Source organism: Streptomyces sp. SAI-170 (assembly GCF_049739565.1).
Classification (GTDB): Bacteria; Actinomycetota; Actinomycetes; order Streptomycetales; family Streptomycetaceae; genus Streptomyces.
The window spans coordinates 2,322,247-2,343,092 of sequence record NZ_JBMGQD010000001.1 but is presented as its reverse complement, the minus strand read 5'-3'; the positions used below and the strand labels follow the sequence as shown (position 1 = coordinate 2,343,092).

Below are 20,846 nucleotides of genomic sequence, written 5' to 3'. Positions count from 1 at the left end.
CATGTCCGCTTGTGCGTAACCGGCGCCTTCGGTGCGAGCCCGATCCGCCTGGGGTCACCGGTTCTCAGGGGCCGCACCCGCGCCCACCGACCCCGCCGTAGGCTCCGCGCATGTCTGCCTCACATCGATACGACGGTGACATCCGCGCGCTCAGCGGCGCGGACCGCGCTGCCGCACTGGACGCGCTCGTCGGTGACCTGTGCTCGCCGGATCCGCGCGTCCGGGACGACGGGGCGTACGTCACCGCGGCGCGCTGGATACCCGGACTGGAAGAGGCCGAGCGGCGGGAGCTGGGCGACCGTGTGGTCGGGCACTTCGCGCATACGGCCGTACAGGCGCGCGCGTTCGCCCCGCTGGTGCTGGCACGGATCACCGAGGCCGGCGACTGGTGCGAGGAGTGGTGGCGGCCCTTCGCACAGTGGTACCCGGCCGAGCGGGATCTGCGCGGATACGACGTCGACCTGGGCTGGCTGCACGCGGTCGCGCACGGCGCCGATCTGCTGGCCGCACTGGCCCGGCAACCCGCCCAGGACCCCGTGCGGCTGGCGAACCTCGCGGTCGATCGGCTGCTGGCGCGGACCGAGCACCTCTTCGACGCCCAGGAGGACGACCGCCTCGCCTACGCACTCGCGAAGATCCTCAGCCACCCGGACCTCGGCGCGGAGGAGTCCACCGCGTGGCTGGGACCCGTCGAGAAGGCCTTCCGGACGGGCGAGCCGGGGCCGGTCCCGCCCTGGGCCTCCAACACCATGCGCACCCTGCGGATGCTCTACATCCTGGCCGACCGGGGTCTGCGCACTCGCAACACCGACGAACCGCTCCACACGGTCACCCACCGCGAGAGCGTTCTCGACGCCCTCGCGGGGACGCTCGCCGTCGTCGCGCCGTACTCGGGGTGAGGGTCAGGGGCGGCCGAGTGCGCCCATGGTCTGCGCGAAAGCCGCGGGGTCGTCCTCGAAGCCACGCACGCCGGGCTGGAAGTCCCAGTTGCCGGCCGCGTCGCGGACGAACTCCGCGACCGTCGCCGCCGTCGCTCCCAGGACGCCGCCGAAGTCGTCCTGGGCCAGGTCGGTGTACCCCTCGCGGATACGCAGGCCCGGGTTGGCGACGCTGACGAAGGTCCGCCCCGCCGGACGCTGCTGGACGATGACACCGACCACCACGCGCGCGTAGCGGGCATCCAGCCGGTCGAGCTCCAGCGTCATGACCTCGTCCCAGCCGAAGCCCTTGCCGTCCTTGCTGTCCCGGTTGAGGTGGATCGTGCCGTCGGGGGAGCGGCTGTCGAAGTGCACGAGGTAGTCGGGGTCGCCGTACGGGGCGCTCTTGAGGTAGGTGCCCGCCACTATGTCCAGGTCGGTGGGAGGCTGCCCGGCCGGGCTCGGGTCCCACCTCAGGGCCACCTCGACCTTGTGGATGCCCTTGATGAGGTCGTTCACCAGTTTCCCCTTCCCCCTGTGTCCGTGACTCAACTTCCGCGCCGCGGAGGCCGGTTGCCATCCTGCCACGCGCGCGTGTGCCGCTGCCGGGTGGCTGTGCACGCGAGGGCGGCCCTTGCCACGTTCCCTGGCCTTACGATGGCGCGGTGCTGGTCAAGTGGATTCGCTGCACCGTGGTGGACCGCCGCGGTTTCGAGCGGGGGCAGCGGAAGTGGGCGGGGCTGCCCGGCGAACCGGGCTTTCGCGGACAGGGCGGAGGCTGGAGCCGGGGACGTCCGTCGGTGGCCCATGTCTTCGCCTTCTGGGAGAGCCGGGCGTTCTACGACTCCTTCATGGCGCGCTCCCACGACCGGCTGGCGGCCGCCCAGGCCGGTACATACAAGGACGCCCAGGTCAGGCTGTTCGAGTACCGCTTCGACGTGAAGACCGGGTTCGAACCGCGCTTCACCGACGCGGACCTGATCCGGGTCGCCCTCTGCCGTGTCCACGAGAACCGCGTCGAGAACTTCACCCTGATGCAGGAGAAGGTCTGGAACCCCGCGATGGCCGGCTCGCCCGGCATGATCCGCGGTCTGTTCGCCGAGGCGCCGGGCAACGAGTTCATGGTCATGTCGATGTGGCGGTCGGCCGCCGAGCACGGAAAATACCGCACCGAGCGGGTGGAACGGCTTGCTCTGCGGGCCCAGACGGAGGCCGACATAGCGGCTCTGACCGGGGACATCGTGGAACTGGAGCCCACCTGGACGGTGTGATCCGACCACATGTGATCCGCGCGCACTGTGTGTTCGTTGATGTGTGGACCGTGTGACCTACGCCGTATGGAGCCCGTACAGGTGCTCGGCCGGGGCTCGCCCGATCTAGGGTTTTGGCATGGCACGACCACGGCGCATCGTCCTTGTCCGGCACGGCGAGTCAACCGGCAATGTTGATGACACCGTGTACGAGCGCGAACCCGACCATGCGCTCGCGCTGACCGAGCACGGCTGGCAGCAGGCGGAGGAGACGGGAAAGGACCTGCGGGAACTGTTCGGGCGCGAACGTGTCAGCGTCTATGTGTCCCCCTATCGCCGTACGCACGAGACCCTGCGCGCCTTCCACCTCGACCCCGAGCTCATACGCGTACGCGAGGAGCCCCGGCTGCGCGAGCAGGACTGGGGAAACTGGCAGGACCGCGACGACGTACGGCTCCAGAAGGCCTACCGGGACGCCTACGGGCACTTCTTCTACCGCTTCGCCCAGGGCGAGAGTGGCGCCGACGTCTATGACCGGGTCGGCGGATTCCTGGAGAGCCTGTTCCGCAGCTTCGAGGCGCCCGACCATCCGCCGAACGTGCTCATCGTGACCCACGGCCTCGCCATGCGGCTGTTCTGCATGCGCTGGTTCCACTGGACGGTCGCGGAATTCGAGTCCCTGTCCAATCCCGGGAACGCGGAGATGCGGATGCTCGTTCTCGGGGACGACGGCAAGTACACACTCGACCGGCCATTCGAACGCTGGCGAGATCCGGAGTCGTACGGCGATCACTGGATAGAGTGGCAGGGCGATGACCGCTGATTCCTCTTCTTACGCGCGCCTCGAGCGCGCCCTGGCAAGCCTGCGCGGACTGGCGGTGGGAGACGCGCTGGGCTCACAGTTCTTCGTGCCGGTGAACTATCCGCTGCTCAAGCAGCGCGAGCTGCCGGCCGGCCCTTGGCAGTGGACGGACGACACGGAGATGGCCTGCTCCGTGGTGGCCGTGCTCGCCGCCCACCACCGCATCGACCAGGACGCCCTGGCGCTGTCCTTCGCCGAGCACCACGACTTCGACCGGGGGTACGGCCCGGCCGTCAACCGACTGCTGCGACTGGTCCGGGAGGGCGGCGACTGGCGCGAGCTGTCCGCCGCGCTCTTCCAGGGCCAGGGCTCGTGGGGCAACGGCGCGGCGATGCGCATCGCGCCCCTCGGTGCCTGGTACGCGGACGATCCCGAGCAGGCCACCCACCAGGCGGAGATCTCCGCCTATCCCACGCACCAGCACCGCGAGGCCGTCGTCGGCGCCATGGCCGTGGCCGCGGCCGCCTCACTGGTGGCGGCGCCGAGCGGGCCGCCCACCCCGGAGGCCCTCCTGGACGGCGTGGTCGGTCTTGTGCCGAAGAGCGCCGTGGGGGCCGGTCTGCGCCGCGCCCGGGACATGCTCGACTACGGCGACCCCGCCACTGTCGCGGCAGTGCTGGGCTGTGGACGACGCACTTCGGCTCACGACACCGTGCCCTTCGCCCTCTGGTCGGCCGCCCGCAGCCTCGGGGACTACGAGGAGGCGTTCTGGACGACGGCTCAGGTCGGCGGAGACGTGGACACCACCTGCGCGATCGTCGGGGGCGTGCTCGCCGCCGGCAAGGCGGGGGCACCGCCCGCCGCATGGGTGGAGCGCACGGAAGCCATGCCGGACTGGGTCCCGACCGTCGGCTAGATCTGCTGGGCGACGGGCGGAGGCCGAGCTTCCGTCGACAGCTCGGAAACTCTCCGTGCGCGTCGGGAACTCTCCGTGACCCTGGCGCGTTGTCGTGGTGATCGCTGCACGAGATGGGTGCGGCTGCGACGGCGACAGCAAAGGGGGTGGGCGGTGATGGAGGTCTTGCGCGTGCCGCCCGCGTTCCTTGTGGCGGTGCTGCTGTCGGCTTTCCCCTTGGCTCGTGCCCCAGGCCCTGGTCCTCGTCGTGTGCTGTGCGGCGGCTTGGGTGGCGACCCGGAGCGGGCGCGTGCCGACCCTCGCCGCCGCTGCGGAAGCCCCGCTGCGCCCGGCCCGGCCCGGCAGCGCTGGGCGTACCCCCGTAACGCCCGTCGGGGTGCTGCCGGGGCCGGGCCGGTGCGCGTCCCTGTCAGCCGGCCATCGGTCCGGCGGTCCCGGCGAGCGCTTCCAGGTCGCTCTTGCGGACACGGATCACCAACACAGCGGTGATCAGGGCGAGTACGGCCATCACGGCAGCCGGGACGAAGGCGGTGGCGATGCCTTCGGCGAGCACCTCGTGCCCCCAGGGCGCCGGCAGCTGATGGGTCTGCGCGAGCTCCGCCTTCTGTTCCGGGGTGCTGTTGGCCAGGAAGTCCGGCATCTGCTTCTTCGCCTCGTCCGAGCTGGCCGTGCCGAAGACGGTCGTCAGGATGGACAGGCCGAGCGAACCGCCCACCTGCTGAGTGGCGTTGAGCAGGCCCGACGCGGCGCCCGCCTCGTGCTGGGCGACCCCGGAGACCGCGGTCACGGTCACTGTGACGAAGTTCAGCCCCATGCCGAAGCCGAACACGAGCATCGGACCGAGCACCCCGCCCGCGTACGAGCTGTCCGGGGTGATCAGGCTCTGCCAGGCGAGACCCAGGACCACGAGGGTGGAGCCCGTGACCATGAACGGCTTGGGCCCCAGCACCGGCAGGAACCGCTGCGACAGCCCCGCGCCGACCGCGATCGCGACCGTGACGGGCAGGAAGGCCAGACCCGCCTTGATCGGGCTGTAGCCCAGCACGTTCTGCACGAACAGCACGATGTAGAAGAACATGCCGAACATTGCGGCGGCCAGACTCAGCATGATCACGTACGTGCCGGAACGGTTGCGGTCGGCGAACATCTTGAGCGGGGTGATCGGCTCCTTGGCCCGCATCTCGATGAACACGAAGGCGAGCAGCAGCACCACCGCGGCCCCGAAGGAGCCCAGCGCCAGGCCGTCACGCCAGCCGTCCTCGGCGGCCCGGATGAAGCCGTAGACCAGCGAGGCCATGCCTGCGGTCGAAGTGAGCGCGCCAGCGATGTCGAACCGGCCGGGGTGCCGTTCGGACTCGTTGATGTACAGCGGAGTCAGCACGGCGATCAGCACACCGATCGGCACATTGACGAAGAGCACCCAGCGCCAGTCGAGCCATTCGGTCAGCATGCCGCCGGCGAGCAGTCCGATGGCGCCGCCGCCCGCGGACACCGCGGCGAAGACACCGAACGCGCGGTTGCGTTCGGGGCCCTCGGGAAATGTGGTGGTGATCAGCGCCAGCGCGGTGGGCGAGGCGATCGCTCCGCCCACACCCTGCAGGGCGCGCGCCGCCAGCAACTGCCACGGTTCCTGGGCGATTCCGCCGAGGAGCGAGGCGAAGGTGAAGAGCAGGATGCCGGTCATGAACACCCGGCGGCGGCCCAGGATGTCACCGGCACGGGCACCCAGGAGCAGCAGTCCGCCGAAGGTGAGCGTGTAGGCGCTGACCACCCAGGTGAGATCGGTGGTGCTGAAACTGAGCGCGGCTTGAATGTGCGGGAGTGCGATGTTCACAATCGTCGCATCGAGGACCACCATGAGTTGGCAGGCCGCGATGACGGTGAGCGCGATGCCGGGATGCCCCTCCCGGCGTGCCGCACCTGGTTTCTGCTTCTGGGTCAACTGAGAGGTCGTCACTATGGGTCCCCCACAAGTGCGTTAGTGAACGATGGCGTTCACTGTCACGTCCACGGTAGTGAGCCCCCCGTAGTGAACGCAAGCGTTCACTGGGGTCGCCTCGGTGTGTCGTGTCCCCCGTCGTCGTCGGACGACGCGTCCCCGTTGTCCCGGTCCGCTGCCGGGATCCCCGCTTCTGCTCGCTGGAGAAGACTCGATGGTTACCTCGCGCTGGACGGCCGCCCCCGCTCGGTCGGCCTCGCTCCGTCGGCGCGGCGCGGTGCTCGAACGCGCGATCCTCGACGCTGCCCTGGATCAGCTCAGCACGGTCGGCTGGAACGGCCTCACGATGGAAGGCGTCGCAGCCGGCGCCCAGACCGGGAAGGCGGCCGTGTACCGCCGCTGGCCCTCCAAGGAGGACCTCGTCGCCGACGCACTCCAGGCGGGCCTGCCCCACCTGGAAGGGGCGCCCGATCTCGGAACGGTCCGGGAGGATCTGCTGGCCCTGTGCCGTCAGGCGCGGGACGCGATGTTCTCGCGTCCCGGTCACGCCCTGCGAGCGGTCATTCACGAATGTGATCCCACGCAGGCCGAGCGCTTCCATGGCGTGATCTTCGATGGAGTAGTGGAGCCGACGATCAGGATGCTCCGTGAGGTCATCACCCGTGGAATAGAGCGCGGCGAAGTGCGGAGCGACGCGGCCAACGGCTACGTCTTCGATGCCATTCCGGCGATGATGATGTACCGGTCCAAGATGTGCGCCAGCGAATGGAACGACCAGGATCTCGAGGAGCTGATCGATCAGCTGATGATGCCGTTGCTTCGGCCGGTCGGTGACTGACCGGGGCCTTCGACACGGTTCACGTCCGCCAGTGGAAACCGGGGTGTCGCGGCGGGTTCCGGGCGTCGTAGGCTAAGCACGCCATGCCGTACGAACCACCTACTCACACCGTCGAGCGCTCCCTTCGCGCCACGACCGGAGCGAAGATCATTGCCGGTGTCGACGAGGTGGGGCGCGGCGCCTGGGCCGGACCCGTCACCGTCTGCGCGGCGGTCACCGGTCTTCGCCGGCCCCCCGAGGGTCTCACCGACTCCAAGCTGATCACCGTCAAACGGCGGACCGTGCTCGCCGCGGAACTCCAGAAGTGGGTGACCTCCTACGCCTTGGGGCACGCCTCTCCCGAGGAGATCGACGACCTGGGGATGACAGCAGCCCTGCGGCTCGCAGCGGTGCGCGCGCTGGACGCCCTGCCGGTCCGCCCCGACGCGGTCATCCTCGACGGCAAGCACGACTACCTCGGTACTCCGTGGAGGGTCCGTACGGTGATCAAGGGCGACCGGTCCTGTGTGGCCGTCGCCGCGGCCTCGGTGATCGCCAAGGTCCAGCGCGACAAAATGATGGCCGAACTGGGTATCGACCATGCACACTTCGGTTTTGCGGACAACGCCGGGTATCCGTCACCGGTGCACAAGGCCGCACTGGAGGAATGGGGACCCACTCCCTTCCACCGGTTGTCGTGGGCGTATCTTGATGCGCTGCCCCAGTGGCGGCACCTCAAGAAGGCCCGCAGCTGGGCGGACGGAAGCGTTCCGGAAATCGAGGGGCAGCTCGGCTTCGATTTCTGACCGTTCTGCTCGCATGTACGTGCCACCCGCCGACGCGAGCCGCACCAACGTTTGATAAACATCAACTCATGCCTCTCATCCCCGAGGAGCCTCAGATTCACGAGAGTGCCCAGGGTCCCCGCGCCACTCCGGCCAGCGGCCGCACCGCGCCGACCCCCCGCCCCGTACCCGGCCCCCGACCCGTGGCGCCGGCGCGCCCCGGCCGCCCCGGGCCGCTTCGGCCGACACCGCCGGCCCAGCGCACCCCGCGCGACGTGACGGCGGCCAAGCCCGGTCCTTCGGACCCCGCCCCCGCAGCTTCCGGTCAGGCCCCGGCCTCGCCTCAGATCCAGCTGATCCCGGCTTCCGTCGAAGGCGCGCTCGACGCCGCCGAGGAAGCCGTGGATCTGCTCCTGGACTCGGGCCGAGCCCCGGGTGACGTGCTGGTGATCACCACCGGCGAACAGCACCCGTGGGCCGTGCACGAGCTCTCCTTCGGAGAGACCTCCTACTGGGCTCAGCACGACGCGGGCGACGACGTCTTCTACGCCGATGCCGCCGCCGCGGACCGTGCCGCTTCCCGGCCGGTGGTCGTGGTCGCGATCAACGGCGGCTCCGACGCCGTGGCCGCCCAGGCGCTGCCGCTGGCCCTCAAGCGGGCCGGTGCCCTGCTGATCGTCTGCGGTGACCCGCAGGAGATCAACTCGGTTCTGGGCGCCGGCGTCTGAGCCGGCCCTGAGGCGTCCGGGGGGACGAGGCGGGCTTGAAGCCCGCCACCTCGACGGTCACCGCACGGGGGCCGCTACGCGGATGACCGGAGGCGCGCGATCCTGCGTGCCTCCGTCTGTGCGTGTTCGCGTGTCGCGCAGTTGCGGGTGCTGCCTGCCGTGCCGAGTGCTCACCACGACCGCGGTGTCTCGCGCGTGGAAGTCCATGGTCAGGTTGAGCCGGGACGCCTCGCCTCAAGGGGGCGGCGTAACCCCCTTTGCGGCTCCGGGCACCACAGAGGTCGCCGCGACGGCCGACGAGACGCCGCCGCGGACAACTTCAGGGCAGGAGCCCTCAGCGGGCCGCCACACGGCGCAGGTCGCCGGACGCCGCTCCGCCGGTGCGCGGCAGGGACGGTGGCGCCCCGGGAGCGCCGAAGGGTTCGGGCGCCGAATCCGCGCTCGGCCGCCGGCCACCGCGGCCCTCACCGAGCACCTGCCAGCCGTCCTGGGTCAGCGTGATGTACGCCCCGCAACGCAGCCCGTGCAGCGTGCAGGCATCGCGCAGCCCCCACATCCAGGCGCCGTCCTCCTCGGTCCAGCGCGCGTCGCCCTCCCGGCAGTAGAGCAGGACGGCGGTACGCACCGGAGTGCGGCGCCGCAGGTCGTGCGGGATGACCCGGCGCAGCTGGGAGAGCAGCGCGTTACGGAACATCCAGCCGTCGGCCGGTGCCGTACGGCGGGTGAACGAGGCGCTGGCGCGCAGCCGTTCGTCGGGATCCAGCACGGCCACGATCGCCGTCGCCGGCTCGGGACGGTGCCGGGCGTGCAGCCCGCTGACGACCTCTCGGGGGTTGCGCAGCAGGGGGATCCCGGCTGCGGCCCACTCCGCGGGCTCGAGCACACGAGTGGCGGAAGCGGTGGACAGGTCGGCGGACGTCGACGTCGATGCCGTGGGAGACGGAGGGAATCCGAAGGTCACGATCCTCCCTTCGGCTACGCGCCCACACTGCGGGCGGGGTCGGATTAGGGGGAGCGCGCACCGCAGTGAAGCCCTTCCGGATCACGGCCGAGCCGTGCGGGGAGCGGACCTCAATTCTTCCTGTCGAACTGGGATGCGGCAACGAGCAATTGGGGCCACCGCCCCTTATCTGACGATCCGTGTCTTATATCTCTACCCAGTGGTTCTCCGGGTGATGCCGGGACGGCAGATGCCCGCCCGTCGCCTGCCTGTTCAGAGGCGGAATACCCACTGACCGCGCCCCCCTCAGCCCTGGACGGCGAGGACCAGAGGCAACACCCCGGCGGCACCGGCCTGCCGGAGCATCCGCGCCGCGACCGCGAGGGTCCAGCCGGTCTCGGTGAAGTCGTCCACCAGAAGCACGGGTCCCTGCGCCTCGGCGAGGGCCGCCCTGAGCTCCGGCGGTACGACCAGGGCTCCGTCGAGCGTCTTCAGGCGCTGGGCGCTGTTGCTCCGAGGGATGTGCGACACGTCGTGCGCGTACTCCAGGGAGCCCAGCAGGGGCAGCCGACCGACCTCGGCGATATGCGCTCCCAGGGAGCCGATCAGCTGCGGGCGGGTGTGTGAGGCGATGGTGACCACACCCACGGGCCGTGGCTGCGCGTCCGCAGCGCCACTCGCCCAGCCTCCGGGGCCCCTGGCCCAGTCGGCCAGGACATTCACGACCGCACGCGCCACGTCGTCGGGCACCCGACCGTCCGCCGCCCGGGGCGCGAACAGGGGCCGGAGCCGGTTGCCCCAGCCGATGTCGGACAGCCGCCCCAACGCCCGCCCCGGCGCGGCCTGCTCACCGGCCGGAATGCGCCCCTTGAGGTTCACTCCGATCGCGGGGAGACCTGTCGGCCACATGCGACGAGGCTCCACCTCGACTCCGGCCCGCCCCAGATCGACGCGCGCGGCGTCCACCGAGGCGCTGGAGGTGTCCGCGGTGAACCGCGCCCCCACGCAGTTGTCACAGCGGCCGCAGGGACGGGCGGCCTCGTCGTCCAGCTGGCGTTGCAGGAACTCCATACGGCAGTCCGTCGTCGACGCGTACTCCCGCATGGCCTGCTGCTCGGCCGCTCGCTGCCGCGCGACCCACTCGTAGCGCTCACCCTCGTACGTCCAGGGCTGACCGGTCGCGATCCAGCCGCCCTTGACCCGCCGGACGGCCCCGTCCACGTCGAGGACCTTCAGCATGGTCTCCAGCCGGGAGCGGCGCAGTTCCACCAGCGGCTCCAGGGCGGGCAGGGACATCGGTCCGTCCGCGCGCCCGAGGACGTCCAGGGTCCGGCGCACCAGGTCCTCCGACGGGAAGGCCAGCGACGCGAAGTACTCCCAGATCGCCTCGTCCTCCTTCCCGGGCAGCAGCAGCACCTCGGCGTGCTCGACGCCGCGGCCGGCACGGCCGACCTGCTGGTAGTAGGCGATGGGGGAGGACGGCGAGCCGAGGTGCACGACGAAGCCGAGATCAGGCTTGTCGAAACCCATACCGAGGGCGGAGGTGGCGACCAGCGCCTTGACCTTGTTGTTCAGCAGGTCGTCCTCGGCCTGCTGGCGGTCGGCGTTCTCCGTCTTGCCGGTGTACGAGGCGACGGTGTGGCCCCGTTGCCGGAGGAAGGCGGTGACCTCCTCGGCGGCGGCCACGGTGAGCGTGTAGATGATGCCCGACCCCGGCAGCTCGTCGAGGTGGTCGGCGAGCCAGGCCATGCGGTGCGCCGCGTCCGACAGGCGCAGCACCGAGAGGCTCAGACTCTCCCGGTTCAGCGGGCCCCGGAGCACCAGTGCGTCCGACGTACCGCCCGTGCCCAGTTGTTCGGCCACATCGGCCGTCACCCGTGCGTTCGCGGTGGCGGTGGTCGCCAGGACGGGCACACCCGGCGGAAGGTCGGTGAGCATGGTCCGCAGCCGCCGGTAGTCCGGACGGAAGTCATGGCCCCAGTCGGAGATGCAGTGCGCCTCGTCGACGACGAGCAGTCCGGTGGCGGCCGCCAGCTTGGGCAGCACCTGGTCGCGGAAGTCCGGGTTGTTGAGCCGCTCGGGGCTGACCAGCAGGACGTCGACCGCGCCGGCCGCGATCTCGTCCTGGATCGAGTTCCAGTCCTCGGTGTTCGACGAGTTGATCGTGCGTGCGTGGATGCCGGCCCGGGCGGCGGACTCGACCTGGTTGCGCATGAGCGCGAGCAGCGGCGAGACGATCACGGTGGGGCCCGCGCCCCGCGACCGCAGCAGTGACGTGGCGACGAAGTACACCGCGGACTTGCCCCAGCCCGTGCGCTGCACGACCAGCGCTCTGCGCTTGTCGGCGACCAGTGCCTCGATGGCCCGCCACTGGTCCTCGCGCAGCCGGGCCGTGCCGGTGGCGTCCCCGACGAGACGTGCGAGGACCGTGTCGGCCTCCGCCCGCAGATCCGCGTTGCTCGTGTGCTCCATGCGTCCATACAACAGGACGCCACTGACATCGCGAGCCCGTCGGAGGTCGAGGCGGGGCCGCCTGGGGCACTGTGACGTGTCCCTGATCGGAGTTATCCACAGGCTCAAGCGGGACATCGCGATCCGCGAGATCGTCTGCGCATGACGAATCACAGCGAAACGACTGGATCCTTCGGAAACGACGACATCACCGGGCGGGACGGGCAGATCCGACCGGGCCGCGGTCGGGTGGACGGCGCGTGCACGCCGTCCGGCGACGGCGTTCCACCCGGGCATCGCATGCCTTCCAGTGACCGCACTCCGCCCGCGTATCGCATGCCGCCCAACGGCCGCACGGTACCGGCGGATCCCGTGCCGTCCGGCGACCGCACTCCGCCCGCGGATCACACACCGCCCAACGGCCGTACGGTGCCCAAGGGTCGGGTGCCGTCCGGTGACCGTACGTCGCCCACGGGGCCCACGCCGCCCCTGGACCCCACACCGTTCATCGACCACGCACAGCCGACCGATCTCGCGCGTCCCCTCACCGCGGGGGACCCCGCGGGCCCGCACCAGGTCACCCTGCGTACCCCGTCCGAGCTGGCCGACGCCCTGCCCTATCTGCTCGGTTACCGGCCCGAGGACAGCATCGTGATGGTCGCCCTGCACGACCGGGACGGCCGCAGCAGGTTCGGCGGCCGGGCCCGCCTCGGCATCCCCGCGAACGAGGAGGACTGGCCCGCAGCGGCCAAGCAACTGGCCCATGGACTGGTCACGGGCGGCGAGCGGCGCGGCGCCCGACCCGAGCAGATCGTCGTGTTCCTCTGCCAGGAGCCAGAGACAGGGGAGACGGGCCGGCAGGTCAAGGAGCGACTGAGCCCGCTGGCCCATCAACTGCGCGTCGAGTGCGGCCGGCTGGACGTGCCGGTCGTCGAGGCGCTGTGCATCTCGGGCAGCCGGTTCTGGTCGTACTGCTGTGACGAGGAGGCCTGCTGCCCGTCCGAGGGCCGGTCGATGGGCCTGCCCGGCACGTCGGTGCTGGCCGCCGCCGCGACGTACGCCGGCCTGCAGGTGCGCGGCACGCTGCGGGAGCTCCGGGCCCGGCTGCAGCCGTGGGAGACCTCGGCCGCGCTGCAGCAGGAGATCGCCCTGGACGCCGCCGGCATGGCGCTGGTCCCCAGGATTCTCGACGAGGCGAGCCGCACAACCGTCACCGAGGAGACGCTGGAGCTGGCCCGGCGGGTGATGGGCCGGCTCGCGGAGGCACCGCCCGTCTCGGGCGCCTTCGCCGCCGACATGCGCGACGACGAGCTGCTCGGCCACGACGAGGCCGCGACCCTGATCCTCGGCCTGCAGGACCGCCACACGCGCGATCGCGCCGCCGAGTGGATGGAAGGAGACGAGGCGGCTCCCGCCCTCCGGCTCTGGCGGGCCCTGGCCAGGCGCTGTGTCGGGCCCTACGGGGAACACGCCGCGGCTCCGCTGACCCTGGCCGGCTGGGTCGCGTGGTCGACGGGCGACGAACTCGAAGGCCGCGAGGCCCTCGCCATGGCCTTGGGCGCCGACCCCGGCTACCTCTTTGCCCGCCTCCTGCACCAGGCCTGCAACGAGGGCCTCGACCCCGAGTCCCTCCGCCGCTGCCTGCGCGCGGAACGCGCCGACCGCGAACGTGGCCTGGTTGCCCGGTCCGGGCAGACCACGGACCTCACACCGAGGAGCACCACCGGCACCGAGCCCAGCTCCTTCGACGAGGCCCAAGACGCGGAGCTTGCGACACGAGGGGGCGCCGCGCGAGGAGATGCTCGTCCCGAGCTTGAAATCCGTCCGCCATCCGCCCGGCGCCAGTCGTCCCGCCCCCAGCAGCAAACCCACCCCGGCTCGCAAGAAGCCGACGGCACCCCCACGCGAGGCGCGGCCGGCGAATCCCGCAGCACCCATGTCCCCCGACCGCGCACACCGGGCGTGCGCAGCGCAGGCACAACGCCCGACGGAGCCTCGCGCACACGCCGGTTGCGCCCAACGAACCCCGGCAGCCCAGGAGCAGGAGCCACCCGTCCGAGCGCAACCTCCGCACGCGGCAGGGGCCCGGCCTCCGCACGACCGGACAGCACCCGGCCCCCACGCACCGCGGCCAAGGACGCAGCAGGACGCCGAGGCTCCTGCTCGGCTCCCCGGCCCGCCGACGGCAAGGAGGGGAAGCCGTGACCCTGTGCCACACCGGATCCGCTGGCCGGTGCCGGGCCGTCGCCGCTTGGCTCGCGCGAGTGGCCGGCGGCGCCCGTGCCTGGCTGGGCCGCGCTTCGGTTCGGTCGTGCCGTGTGGGGTGTGACCAGGGACAGCGCGACCGTGCCGGTGCGCGGCTGCGCCGCCATTCGGTTCGATCGTGCGCTCCGGATCGCGGCCACAGGGAGCGCGACGGCGCCGGTGCGTGGCTGGGGCGCCCTTCGATCTGGTCGTGTCTTTTGGGGCGTGACCGGAACGTGTCCGCCCCTGCGAAGCTGCGCCGCCCTCCAATTTGGCAGTGGCCTGCCGCGCACGACCAGGGTGAGCCCGACCCCGCCACGCCGCGCCACCATCCGACTTGGTCGAGCCCTCCGACGCATGACCAGGTGGAGCCCGACCGTGCCCTGCTGCGCCGCCATTCGGCTCGGTCATGGCTCCCGAGGCGTGACCAGAGGAAGCCCGGCCCCGTTCACCTGAGTGGTGGATTGCCCTGCCGGCCAGGCCGGACCGTCGCCGCCCCTCCCACCCCCTTCGGAACCCTCACCCGCCGCCGGACCCGCCCGAGGCGAACCCAGCGCAGAAAAGCCGCCGCATGCATCAGCCGCCCCAGCCCGCCGCCGACGACGGCCGTGCCACCGCCAGAGGCCCCCGCCCTTTCATGGGGGAGGGAGCAGTGCCGCGTGCAGACGGCACGAGCAGGCGCCCGCTGTCGCCCACACTCGGCGGGGACCGGCCTGGTGCACAGGCGGCCGGACGGGACACGGCCCGAACCACCCGTTCATCGGCTCCCTCCGGCACGCTTCCGCCGCCCCGCACCCCGGCTGAACTGCCGCCCGCGCACACGGTCATGATCTGCGTCGCTCTTCCCGGCCTTGCCGTCTCCACCGAACAAGGGCAACTGAACGGCCAGGGACTGGAGGGGATCTACCACGCGGGCAGGCGCGTCCTGTCGCGCTGCCAGGTGCGAGTGGCAGGACGGGAACCGCTCGCGGTGCAGGGCCAGATGACCGCGGCAGACACCGTCCGATTCGTGGGCACCCTGCGCACGTCGCCGCACGCCGGCCCGGACCCGGACGTGGTGGTCGAACGCATCCGGCACGCCGACGGCGGAGAGCGGATCACCCTGCGCAGCGCGGCCCCGCGCCCGCTGCGACTGCCCGTCGAGGTCGCCCTCGGTGCGGACCTCGCCCCGCTGGGCGCGATCGTCGCCGGCCACCCCGGGCCGGAATTGCCGGCCAGCGTCCATGACTCCGGCCTGCGCTGGACCGGTTCCGGAGGCAGCTCATCGGTCACCGCCGACCCGCCGCCGGCCGACGCCCTGGCCTCGGCCGGACTGCTGCGCTGGGAGTTCGCGATCCCGCCGGGCGGCAGCGCCACTCTCGAACTGCGGGTCAGGCCGGACGGCGCGGGCGCCACCCGCCCGGTCGGACCTACGGCGGTCAGTCCGCTCACCACCGCGGAGGCGACCGGCGACGATCCCAGGGTCACGGCGCTGCTGCGCACCAGCATGGAGGACCTCCAGGCCCTCCTGCTTCGGGACCCGGCGCACCCTTCTGACACCTATCCGGCAGCCGGTGCCCCCTGGCGCTGCGGTCTCGCCCCGGCCGAGGCCCTGTCGGCCGCCCGGATGGCGTTGCCCCTGGGCACGAAGCTGGCCGTGGGCACCCTGCGTGCCCTCGCCCGCACCCAACTCACAGGCCCGGGCCCGGAGTCCGGCCTGATCCCCGGGCCCCGACGGGACGCGGGCGGCCACCTGCCGCCCAGCTGCACCGGCACCGAGGCGACGCTGCTGTTCCCCGTCCTCCTGGCCGAGGCCCGCCGGTGGGGCATGCCGGAGCAGGAGACGGAGGAACTGCTGCCCGCGGCCGAACGCTGCCTGGCCTGGCTGCGCAGAACCGTCGGCGACGGCGTCTACCTGCCCGACCCGCAGCCAGGCGGCCCCGCCCGCTGCGAGACACAGGCCCATGCCCACCGGGCCGCCCTCCTGGGCGCCGACCTCCTCGACGCCTGCGGCAGACCGGGCGGCGCCGGGCTGCGGGAATGGGCGCAGACACTGAGGACGGCGTTCCGGCACGAGTTCTGGATCGAGGACCGGGCAGGAGGCCGGCCGGCCGCCGCCCGAGCCCCCGACGGGCGCCTTGTCCCGCATCTCGGTGCCACCGCCGCGCACCTCCTCGACCCCGGGCTCCTCGGCGGAGGCCGGCTCGCCGAGGGGCTGCTCGACAAGGTGCAGACCGAGCAGCTGGCACGGCTGCTGGGCAGCCCGGCATGGGACTCCGGCTGGGGCCTGCGTACCCTCGGCGCGAAAGAGGCCGGGTACAACCCCTTCGGCCACCGCACCGGAGCCGTCCGCGTCCACGAGACGGCGGTGGCCGTCGCCGGCCTCGCCACCGCGGGCTACGAGAAGGAGGCGACCTCGCTGCTGAGAGGCCTGCTGGCCGCGGCCGAGGCCTTCGGTCACCGGCTGCCGGAGATGTACGCGGGGGAGCAGCGCACCGCAGCGGGTGCTCCACTTCCCCATCCCGCGGCCTGCCGCCCCGCCGCCACGGCCGCCGCCTCCGGTGTCCTGCTGCTGACCGCGCTCGCGGGGGTCCGGCCCGACGCCCCGGCAGGGACCGTCACGCTGCGCCCCCTGCGTGGTGCTCCCCTCGGCGAGCTCTGTCTGACCGGCCTGAGGATCGCCGGTGCCCCCTTCTCCGTAAGGGTGAGCCGGCTCGGCCTCGCGATGGTCGAGGAGGCGGCCGACGGACTGCAACTGGGAGGGTGACCAGGCGAAGCCCCGAGGCTGTCGGCCGTGCGACCCACAGGGCTGTGACCTCGTAGGACGACCAGGATCGTGCCGTATGCCAACCCCGGCCGCGACCTCGTACGGCGGCGCCCCGCACACCGCCCGACTTCGTGAGCCGGACGTCGGACCGGTAACGATCAACCATCGATGCGGCCGAGGAAGGGAGTGTTTATCGTCAGGAAGACGACTATGATCGCGGCATGCCCTACGACCCGTCAGCCTTTCCGCCCTTCGCTGTCACCGTGGACCTGGTCGTGCTGACCGTGCGCCGCCATGCCCTGTGCGCGCTGGCGGTACGCAGGGGAGAGCCGCCGTTCCAGGGGTGCTGGGCGCTGCCCGGCGGCTTCGTGCGGGACGACGAGGACCTGGCGCAGGCCGCGGCGCGCGAGCTGGAGGAGGAGACCGGGCTGCACGCCCACGACCCGTCCGCGCCCGTCCAGGACAACGGCGCCCACCTGGAACAGCTCGCGACGTACGGCGACCCCAAGCGTGACCCCCGCATGCGCGTGGTCAGCGTCGCGCACCTGGCGCTCGCCCCCGACCTGCCCGCGCCGCGCGCGGGAGGGGACGCCAGCAATGCTCGCTGGGCGCCCGTCGAGGAGCTGTTGGAGCAGGGCGGTTTCGGGCGCGACGACGAGCCCGTGGCACCACTCGCCTTCGACCACGCGCAGATCCTCGCGGACGGGGTGGAGCGAGCACGGTCCAAGATCGAGTACTCGTCGTTGGCGACGGCGTTCTGCCCGCCGGAGTTCACCGTCGGCGAGCTGCGTCGCGTCTACGAGGCCGTGTGGGGCGTCGCGCTCGACCCGCGGAACTTCCATCGCAAGGTGACGGGCACGCCGGGCTTCCTGGTGCCCACGGGCGGTACGACCACGCGCCAGGGCGGCCGTCCCGCCCAGCTCTTCCGGGCCGGCGGTGCCACGCTGCTCAACCCGCCCATGCTGCGCCCGGAGGTGTGAGCCGAGCCCGGCCGACCTGAGGGCCGAGGGCGAACAAGAGGGTGGGCATCGTCGTCGCAGCCTGGGCAGCAGGTCGCTCGGTGCCCGAAAAAACGGATATAGCGCGCTATCTTGCTGCGGGTGATCCAGGCCTTCGGACTGACCAGCAACTCCCGCAAGGACCTTCCGCCCGCCGTCGACGACGTCTCCTTCGAAGCGCGCGCGGGCCATCTCACCGTGCTGCTCGGAGGGCCGGGTGCAGGCAAGACGACCGCGCTCAGGCTGATGCTCGAACTCCAACAGGGCCGCGGAATCACCTACTTCAGAGGCAGACCGCTGCACCGCATCGCCCATCCCTCGCGCGAGGTCGGCGTGCTCCTGGGGGATGTGCCCGGCCATCCGGCCCGCAGCGTCCGAGGGCACCTGCGGATGCTGTGCGCCGCAGCGGGCGTACCGGTGCGGCGTGCCGACGAAGTCCTCGAAGTGGTGGGCCTCGTCAGCCTCCGCGACGAACGCCTCGGCACGCTCTCCCGCGCCATGGACCGCCGGCTGGGCCTCGGCTGCGCCCTGCTGACCGACCCCCACACCCTGGTCCTCGACGAGCCCGCCGACGGGCTCTCCGCACGAGAAAGCCGTTGGCTGTACGGCGTTCTGCGCGCCCATGCGGAACAGGGCGGCACCGTCCTGTACACCGTCGCCGACCCCAAGGAGGCGGCCCGCACGGCCGACCGCGTCATCAGCCTGGAAAAAGGCAGGGTCGTCGCCGACCAAGAGGCCGAGGACTTCGCCCGCACCCGGCTGCGGCCCCGCGTCGCCGTCCGCACCCCTCACGCCGCCCGCCTCGCGGCCCTGCTGGCCAAGGAGGCCCGCACCTCACGACGCTCCGTGGAGGTCGTACGTGAGGACGGCAACCGCCTTCTCGTGTACGGCAGCAGCTGTGCCGACGTGGGGGAGACGGCCTTCCGGCACGACATCCTCATTCATCAACTCGCCGACGAGATCGGCGACATGGGGGCGCGCGACGCCCAGACCTCCACCGAGAGCCTGCCCGGGTCGGGTCCTGTGGACGCCACCCCGGGGCCCCGACCTATGAGCGCCACCCCCGAGGCCGAGCCCGCCCGTACTGTGCCCGTGACCCGGTCGACCAGCGACGACGGCGTGACTCCCGGCCCTGCCGAGGGCACGCGCGTGGCGGAGGGCGAGGCCGGCGAGGAGTCGGACCCTGCCGAGGTCCCTAAGGCCACGCCCGAGCCCCCTCCTTCCCCCCTCCCCGCCCCCTCCCCCTCCCTCCCCTCCCTCCCGCCCCCCATCTCCGTCCGCTCCGCCCCCAGCCCCCTGCGGCCCCTTCGCTACGAGCTGCGTCGGGCGGCCGGGGTCGGGACCGGGTTTGTGACCGGTGCCGCGGTGCTGGTCGTCTCCGCACTGACGGCCGTGTTCGTGGCGCGTGTGGGGCACACCCCGCAGGCGCGGCTTCTCGCGGCCTGGCCGCAGGAGCTGCCGCTGCCGCCTGCCGCCTTCGGGGCAGGGCTGCTCGGTGCGCTCGCGTTCGGGGACGAGTTCCGCCACCCCGCGCTGGCGGCGGATCGCGGCACGGTGCCCCGCCGGCTGGGGCTGCTCGCCGCCAAGCTGCTCGTCGCCGCGGCCACCGCTGCGGTGCTGGCTGCACTGACCGTGGGGTTCGACGCCGAAGTGCTGTACCTCGTATACGGACGGGAGCTCGCGAGAGTTCCCGCGGACTGGCTTTCTTCGGGCGCGAGTTGGATCGGGCTCGTGGTCGGCTGTGCGTGGGCCGGGGTGCTGGCGGCCGGGATCTTCCGGTCGACGACGGCCGGGCTCGCGGCCGTCGTCGCCGTGCCGGTCGTGGTCGTACCGCTCGTACAGAAGGCCTTGGAGGGGCCGTCCGTGCGAACCGCGGCGGGGTTCCCGATGCGGCTGCGGGAGCTGCTGCTGTCGCAGTGGCCCTTCGGCGGGGAGCGTTATGTGGCCGGGGTGGTGCGGATGATCGCCCAACCTGTCGGCGGGGCGCTGACGTTGTCGCTCACCGCGCTGTTCTGCGCGTATCTGCTCATGACCGTGCGGAGCCGGCTGCGCTGAGGGCCGGCGAGCCGTTCCGGACACGGGCTGCGCACAACTCCTCGGGGAACGCCCATTTCTTTCCGATAAGGCGTCAATTGCGACGGGGTGAGCGATCACCCTTTCGTGTGCTTTTCACCAAAGCCCTCAAGGGAGTTGGGGCCAGCGCCGACAAAAGATCCGTGAGTACCCTTGCGCACACCATGATGACCCCCGCCCGCACCGCCGACGCCGGCCTCGCCGGTCCGGGCGATCTCGACCGCTACCCCTACGCGGAGGCCCCCGCCGCCGACCGCGTCGGGCCGCCCGCCTGGGAGAGCGCGGACCCTGAGCTGGGCCGCGTGGGCCGGCGCACCGCGGGCAGCCGCGGGCGTGGCCTCCACGGCCAACTCGTCCAGCAGCTGGGTCAGATGATCGTCTCGGGCGATCTGGGCGCCGACCGCCCGCTGGTGCCCGAGGAGATCGGCCAGCGTTTCGAGGTGTCCCGCACCGTCGTCCGCGAGTCGCTGCGCGTCCTGGAGGCCAAGGGCCTGGTCAGCGCCCGCCCGAACGTGGGCACGCGCGTGCGTCCCGTCAGCGACTGGAACCTGCTCGACCCGGACATCATCGAATGGCGCGCCTTCGGGCCGCAGCGGGACGACCAGCGCCGTGAGCTGAGCGAGCTGCGGTGGACGATCGAGCCGCTCGCCGCGCGCCTGGCGGCCGGGCACGGCCGTGAGGAGGTCCAGCAGCGGCTGGCCGACATGGTCGAGATCATGGGGCACGCGATGGCGCAGGGCGACGCGCTGACCTTCTCGCGCGCGGACGCCGAGTTCCACTCGCTGCTCATCCAGGTCGCGGGCAACCGCATGCTCGAGCACCTGTCGGGCATCGTCTCCGCGGCCCTCCAGGTCTCCGGCGGTCCGGTCACCGGCTGTGACCGGCCGACCGAGGCGTCCCTGGTGCACCACGGCCGGATCGTCGACGCCCTCGCCGCCGCCGACGGCACGGCGGCCGAGACCGCGATGCGTCAGCTGCTCACCGTCCACCCGGAGGTGGAGCGCGTCGTGCCCGCCCCGCGCGAGCACTGATCGCGTCCCACGGGCGGTTCCGCCCGGGGATGCCTCCCCCCTCCTGTGGCATCGCCGGACGCCGAACCGCTCCCCGTCGGACCCCGCAGGACACTGGTTCCTGCGGGGTCCGACGGCGCAACGGTGCGGCTTGCTCGCTGATCGGGGCTCGATCGCGCAACTCTGCTGGCCTACTTTGATCGCATCTGACCGTTTTTGAGTGCTTACGG

The 20,846-nt window shown here is 71.9% G+C and carries 16 protein-coding genes; 12 read left to right on the top strand and 4 right to left on the bottom strand.

Going from position 1 to position 20,846, the window contains the following annotated elements; genetic code table 11:
- Window positions 1-110 precede the first annotated feature (110 nt).
- Window positions 111-899, top strand: a complete 789-nt coding sequence (locus tag RKD23_RS10315; RefSeq protein WP_424853422.1) for a DUF2785 domain-containing protein — start codon at window positions 111-113, stop codon at window positions 897-899.
- A 3-nt stretch (window positions 900-902) separates the two neighbouring features.
- Here the strand turns inward: RKD23_RS10315 and RKD23_RS10310 are convergent, their stop codons facing one another.
- Entirely contained in the window at window positions 903-1,436 is a 534-nt protein-coding gene (locus RKD23_RS10310; protein WP_424853421.1) for a TerD family protein, read from the bottom strand.
- Between the two features lie 146 nt (window positions 1,437-1,582).
- Here RKD23_RS10310 and RKD23_RS10305 point away from each other — a divergent pair, with 146 nt between their 5' ends.
- From RKD23_RS10305 to RKD23_RS10295, 3 genes are all read left to right on the top strand, one after another.
- Window positions 1,583-2,188: a YdbC family protein gene (locus tag RKD23_RS10305; RefSeq protein WP_404033518.1), complete on the top strand. Its 606-nt coding sequence runs from the start codon at window positions 1,583-1,585 to the stop codon at window positions 2,186-2,188.
- 118 nt (window positions 2,189-2,306) lie between these two features.
- On the top strand, window positions 2,307-2,990 hold the full coding sequence (locus RKD23_RS10300) for a histidine phosphatase family protein (RefSeq protein WP_424853420.1): 684 nt from the start codon (window positions 2,307-2,309) through the stop codon (window positions 2,988-2,990).
- Window positions 2,980-3,885 (top strand): ADP-ribosylglycohydrolase family protein, encoded by a 906-nt coding sequence (locus RKD23_RS10295; protein WP_424853419.1) that lies wholly within the window; start codon window positions 2,980-2,982, stop codon window positions 3,883-3,885. Before RKD23_RS10300 ends, RKD23_RS10295 begins: the two co-directional genes overlap by 11 nt.
- A gap of 409 nt (window positions 3,886-4,294) precedes the next feature.
- Here the strand turns inward: RKD23_RS10295 and RKD23_RS10290 are convergent, their stop codons facing one another.
- Window positions 4,295-5,842, bottom strand: coding sequence for an MFS transporter (locus RKD23_RS10290; RefSeq protein WP_424853418.1), 1,548 nt, complete (start codon window positions 5,840-5,842; stop codon window positions 4,295-4,297).
- 196 nt (window positions 5,843-6,038) lie between these two features.
- Here RKD23_RS10290 and RKD23_RS10285 point away from each other — a divergent pair, with 196 nt between their 5' ends.
- The 3 genes from RKD23_RS10285 to RKD23_RS10275 all read left to right on the top strand — a co-directional run bounded on the left by RKD23_RS10285 (window position 6,039) and on the right by RKD23_RS10275 (window position 8,154).
- Window positions 6,039-6,662, top strand: coding sequence for a TetR/AcrR family transcriptional regulator (locus RKD23_RS10285; RefSeq protein WP_424853417.1), 624 nt, complete (start codon window positions 6,039-6,041; stop codon window positions 6,660-6,662).
- Window positions 6,663-6,745: 83 nt separating this feature from the next.
- Window positions 6,746-7,447 carry a ribonuclease HII gene (locus RKD23_RS10280; RefSeq protein ID WP_424853416.1) on the top strand — a complete coding sequence of 234 codons (702 nt, stop codon included), beginning with the start codon at window positions 6,746-6,748 and terminating at the stop codon, window positions 7,445-7,447.
- Window positions 7,448-7,515: 68 nt separating this feature from the next.
- On the top strand, window positions 7,516-8,154 hold the full coding sequence (locus RKD23_RS10275; RefSeq protein WP_424853415.1) for a hypothetical protein: 639 nt from the start codon (window positions 7,516-7,518) through the stop codon (window positions 8,152-8,154).
- Window positions 8,155-8,488: 334 nt separating this feature from the next.
- On the opposite strand, the gene RKD23_RS10270 is transcribed toward RKD23_RS10275, so the two are convergent.
- Both RKD23_RS10270 and RKD23_RS10265 read right to left on the bottom strand, forming a co-directional pair.
- On the bottom strand, window positions 8,489-9,115 hold the full coding sequence (locus RKD23_RS10270) for a hypothetical protein (protein ID WP_424853414.1): 627 nt from the start codon (window positions 9,113-9,115) through the stop codon (window positions 8,489-8,491).
- 285 nt (window positions 9,116-9,400) lie between these two features.
- Entirely contained in the window at window positions 9,401-11,566 is a 2,166-nt protein-coding gene (locus tag RKD23_RS10265; RefSeq protein ID WP_424853413.1) for a RecQ family ATP-dependent DNA helicase, read from the bottom strand.
- A 279-nt stretch (window positions 11,567-11,845) separates the two neighbouring features.
- On the opposite strand from RKD23_RS10265, the gene RKD23_RS10260 reads away from it, so the two are divergent.
- The 5 genes from RKD23_RS10260 to RKD23_RS10240 all read left to right on the top strand — a co-directional run bounded on the left by RKD23_RS10260 (window position 11,846) and on the right by RKD23_RS10240 (window position 20,637).
- Window positions 11,846-13,750 carry a DUF4192 family protein gene (locus tag RKD23_RS10260; RefSeq protein WP_424853412.1) on the top strand — a complete coding sequence of 635 codons (1,905 nt, stop codon included), beginning with the start codon at window positions 11,846-11,848 and terminating at the stop codon, window positions 13,748-13,750.
- Window positions 13,751-14,615: 865 nt separating this feature from the next.
- Window positions 14,616-16,535: a glycogen debranching N-terminal domain-containing protein gene (locus tag RKD23_RS10255; protein ID WP_424853411.1), complete on the top strand. Its 1,920-nt coding sequence runs from the start codon at window positions 14,616-14,618 to the stop codon at window positions 16,533-16,535.
- A 221-nt stretch (window positions 16,536-16,756) separates the two neighbouring features.
- On the top strand, window positions 16,757-17,515 hold the full coding sequence (locus RKD23_RS10250; protein WP_404033496.1) for an NUDIX hydrolase: 759 nt from the start codon (window positions 16,757-16,759) through the stop codon (window positions 17,513-17,515).
- A 120-nt stretch (window positions 17,516-17,635) separates the two neighbouring features.
- A complete protein-coding gene (locus tag RKD23_RS10245; RefSeq protein ID WP_424853410.1) occupies window positions 17,636-19,588 on the top strand; it encodes an ATP-binding cassette domain-containing protein in 1,953 nt (650 codons plus the stop codon).
- A 161-nt stretch (window positions 19,589-19,749) separates the two neighbouring features.
- The gene (locus RKD23_RS10240; RefSeq protein ID WP_424853409.1) at window positions 19,750-20,637 is read left to right on the top strand and encodes a FadR/GntR family transcriptional regulator; all 888 of its coding nucleotides are present in this window, start codon (window positions 19,750-19,752) and stop codon (window positions 20,635-20,637) included.
- Window positions 20,638-20,846 lie beyond the last annotated feature (209 nt).

Excerpts from the sequence above, each read along its gene's own strand:
- RKD23_RS10315 (WP_424853422.1), top strand. The coding sequence starts at position 111 with ATGTCTGCCTCACATCGATACGACGGTGACATCCGCGCGCTCAGCGGC.
- RKD23_RS10300 (WP_424853420.1), top strand. The coding sequence starts at position 2,307 with ATGGCACGACCACGGCGCATCGTCCTTGTCCGGCACGGCGAGTCAACC.
- RKD23_RS10295 (WP_424853419.1), top strand. The coding sequence starts at position 2,980 with ATGACCGCTGATTCCTCTTCTTACGCGCGCCTCGAGCGCGCCCTGGCA.
- RKD23_RS10285 (WP_424853417.1), top strand. The coding sequence starts at position 6,039 with ATGGTTACCTCGCGCTGGACGGCCGCCCCCGCTCGGTCGGCCTCGCTC.
- RKD23_RS10280 (WP_424853416.1), top strand. The coding sequence starts at position 6,746 with ATGCCGTACGAACCACCTACTCACACCGTCGAGCGCTCCCTTCGCGCC.
- RKD23_RS10275 (WP_424853415.1), top strand. The coding sequence starts at position 7,516 with ATGCCTCTCATCCCCGAGGAGCCTCAGATTCACGAGAGTGCCCAGGGT.
- RKD23_RS10265 (WP_424853413.1), bottom strand. The coding sequence starts at position 11,566 with ATGGAGCACACGAGCAACGCGGATCTGCGGGCGGAGGCCGACACGGTC.
- RKD23_RS10260 (WP_424853412.1), top strand. The coding sequence starts at position 11,846 with ATGCCTTCCAGTGACCGCACTCCGCCCGCGTATCGCATGCCGCCCAAC.
- RKD23_RS10255 (WP_424853411.1), top strand. The coding sequence starts at position 14,616 with ATGATCTGCGTCGCTCTTCCCGGCCTTGCCGTCTCCACCGAACAAGGG.
- RKD23_RS10250 (WP_404033496.1), top strand. The coding sequence starts at position 16,757 with ATGCCCTACGACCCGTCAGCCTTTCCGCCCTTCGCTGTCACCGTGGAC.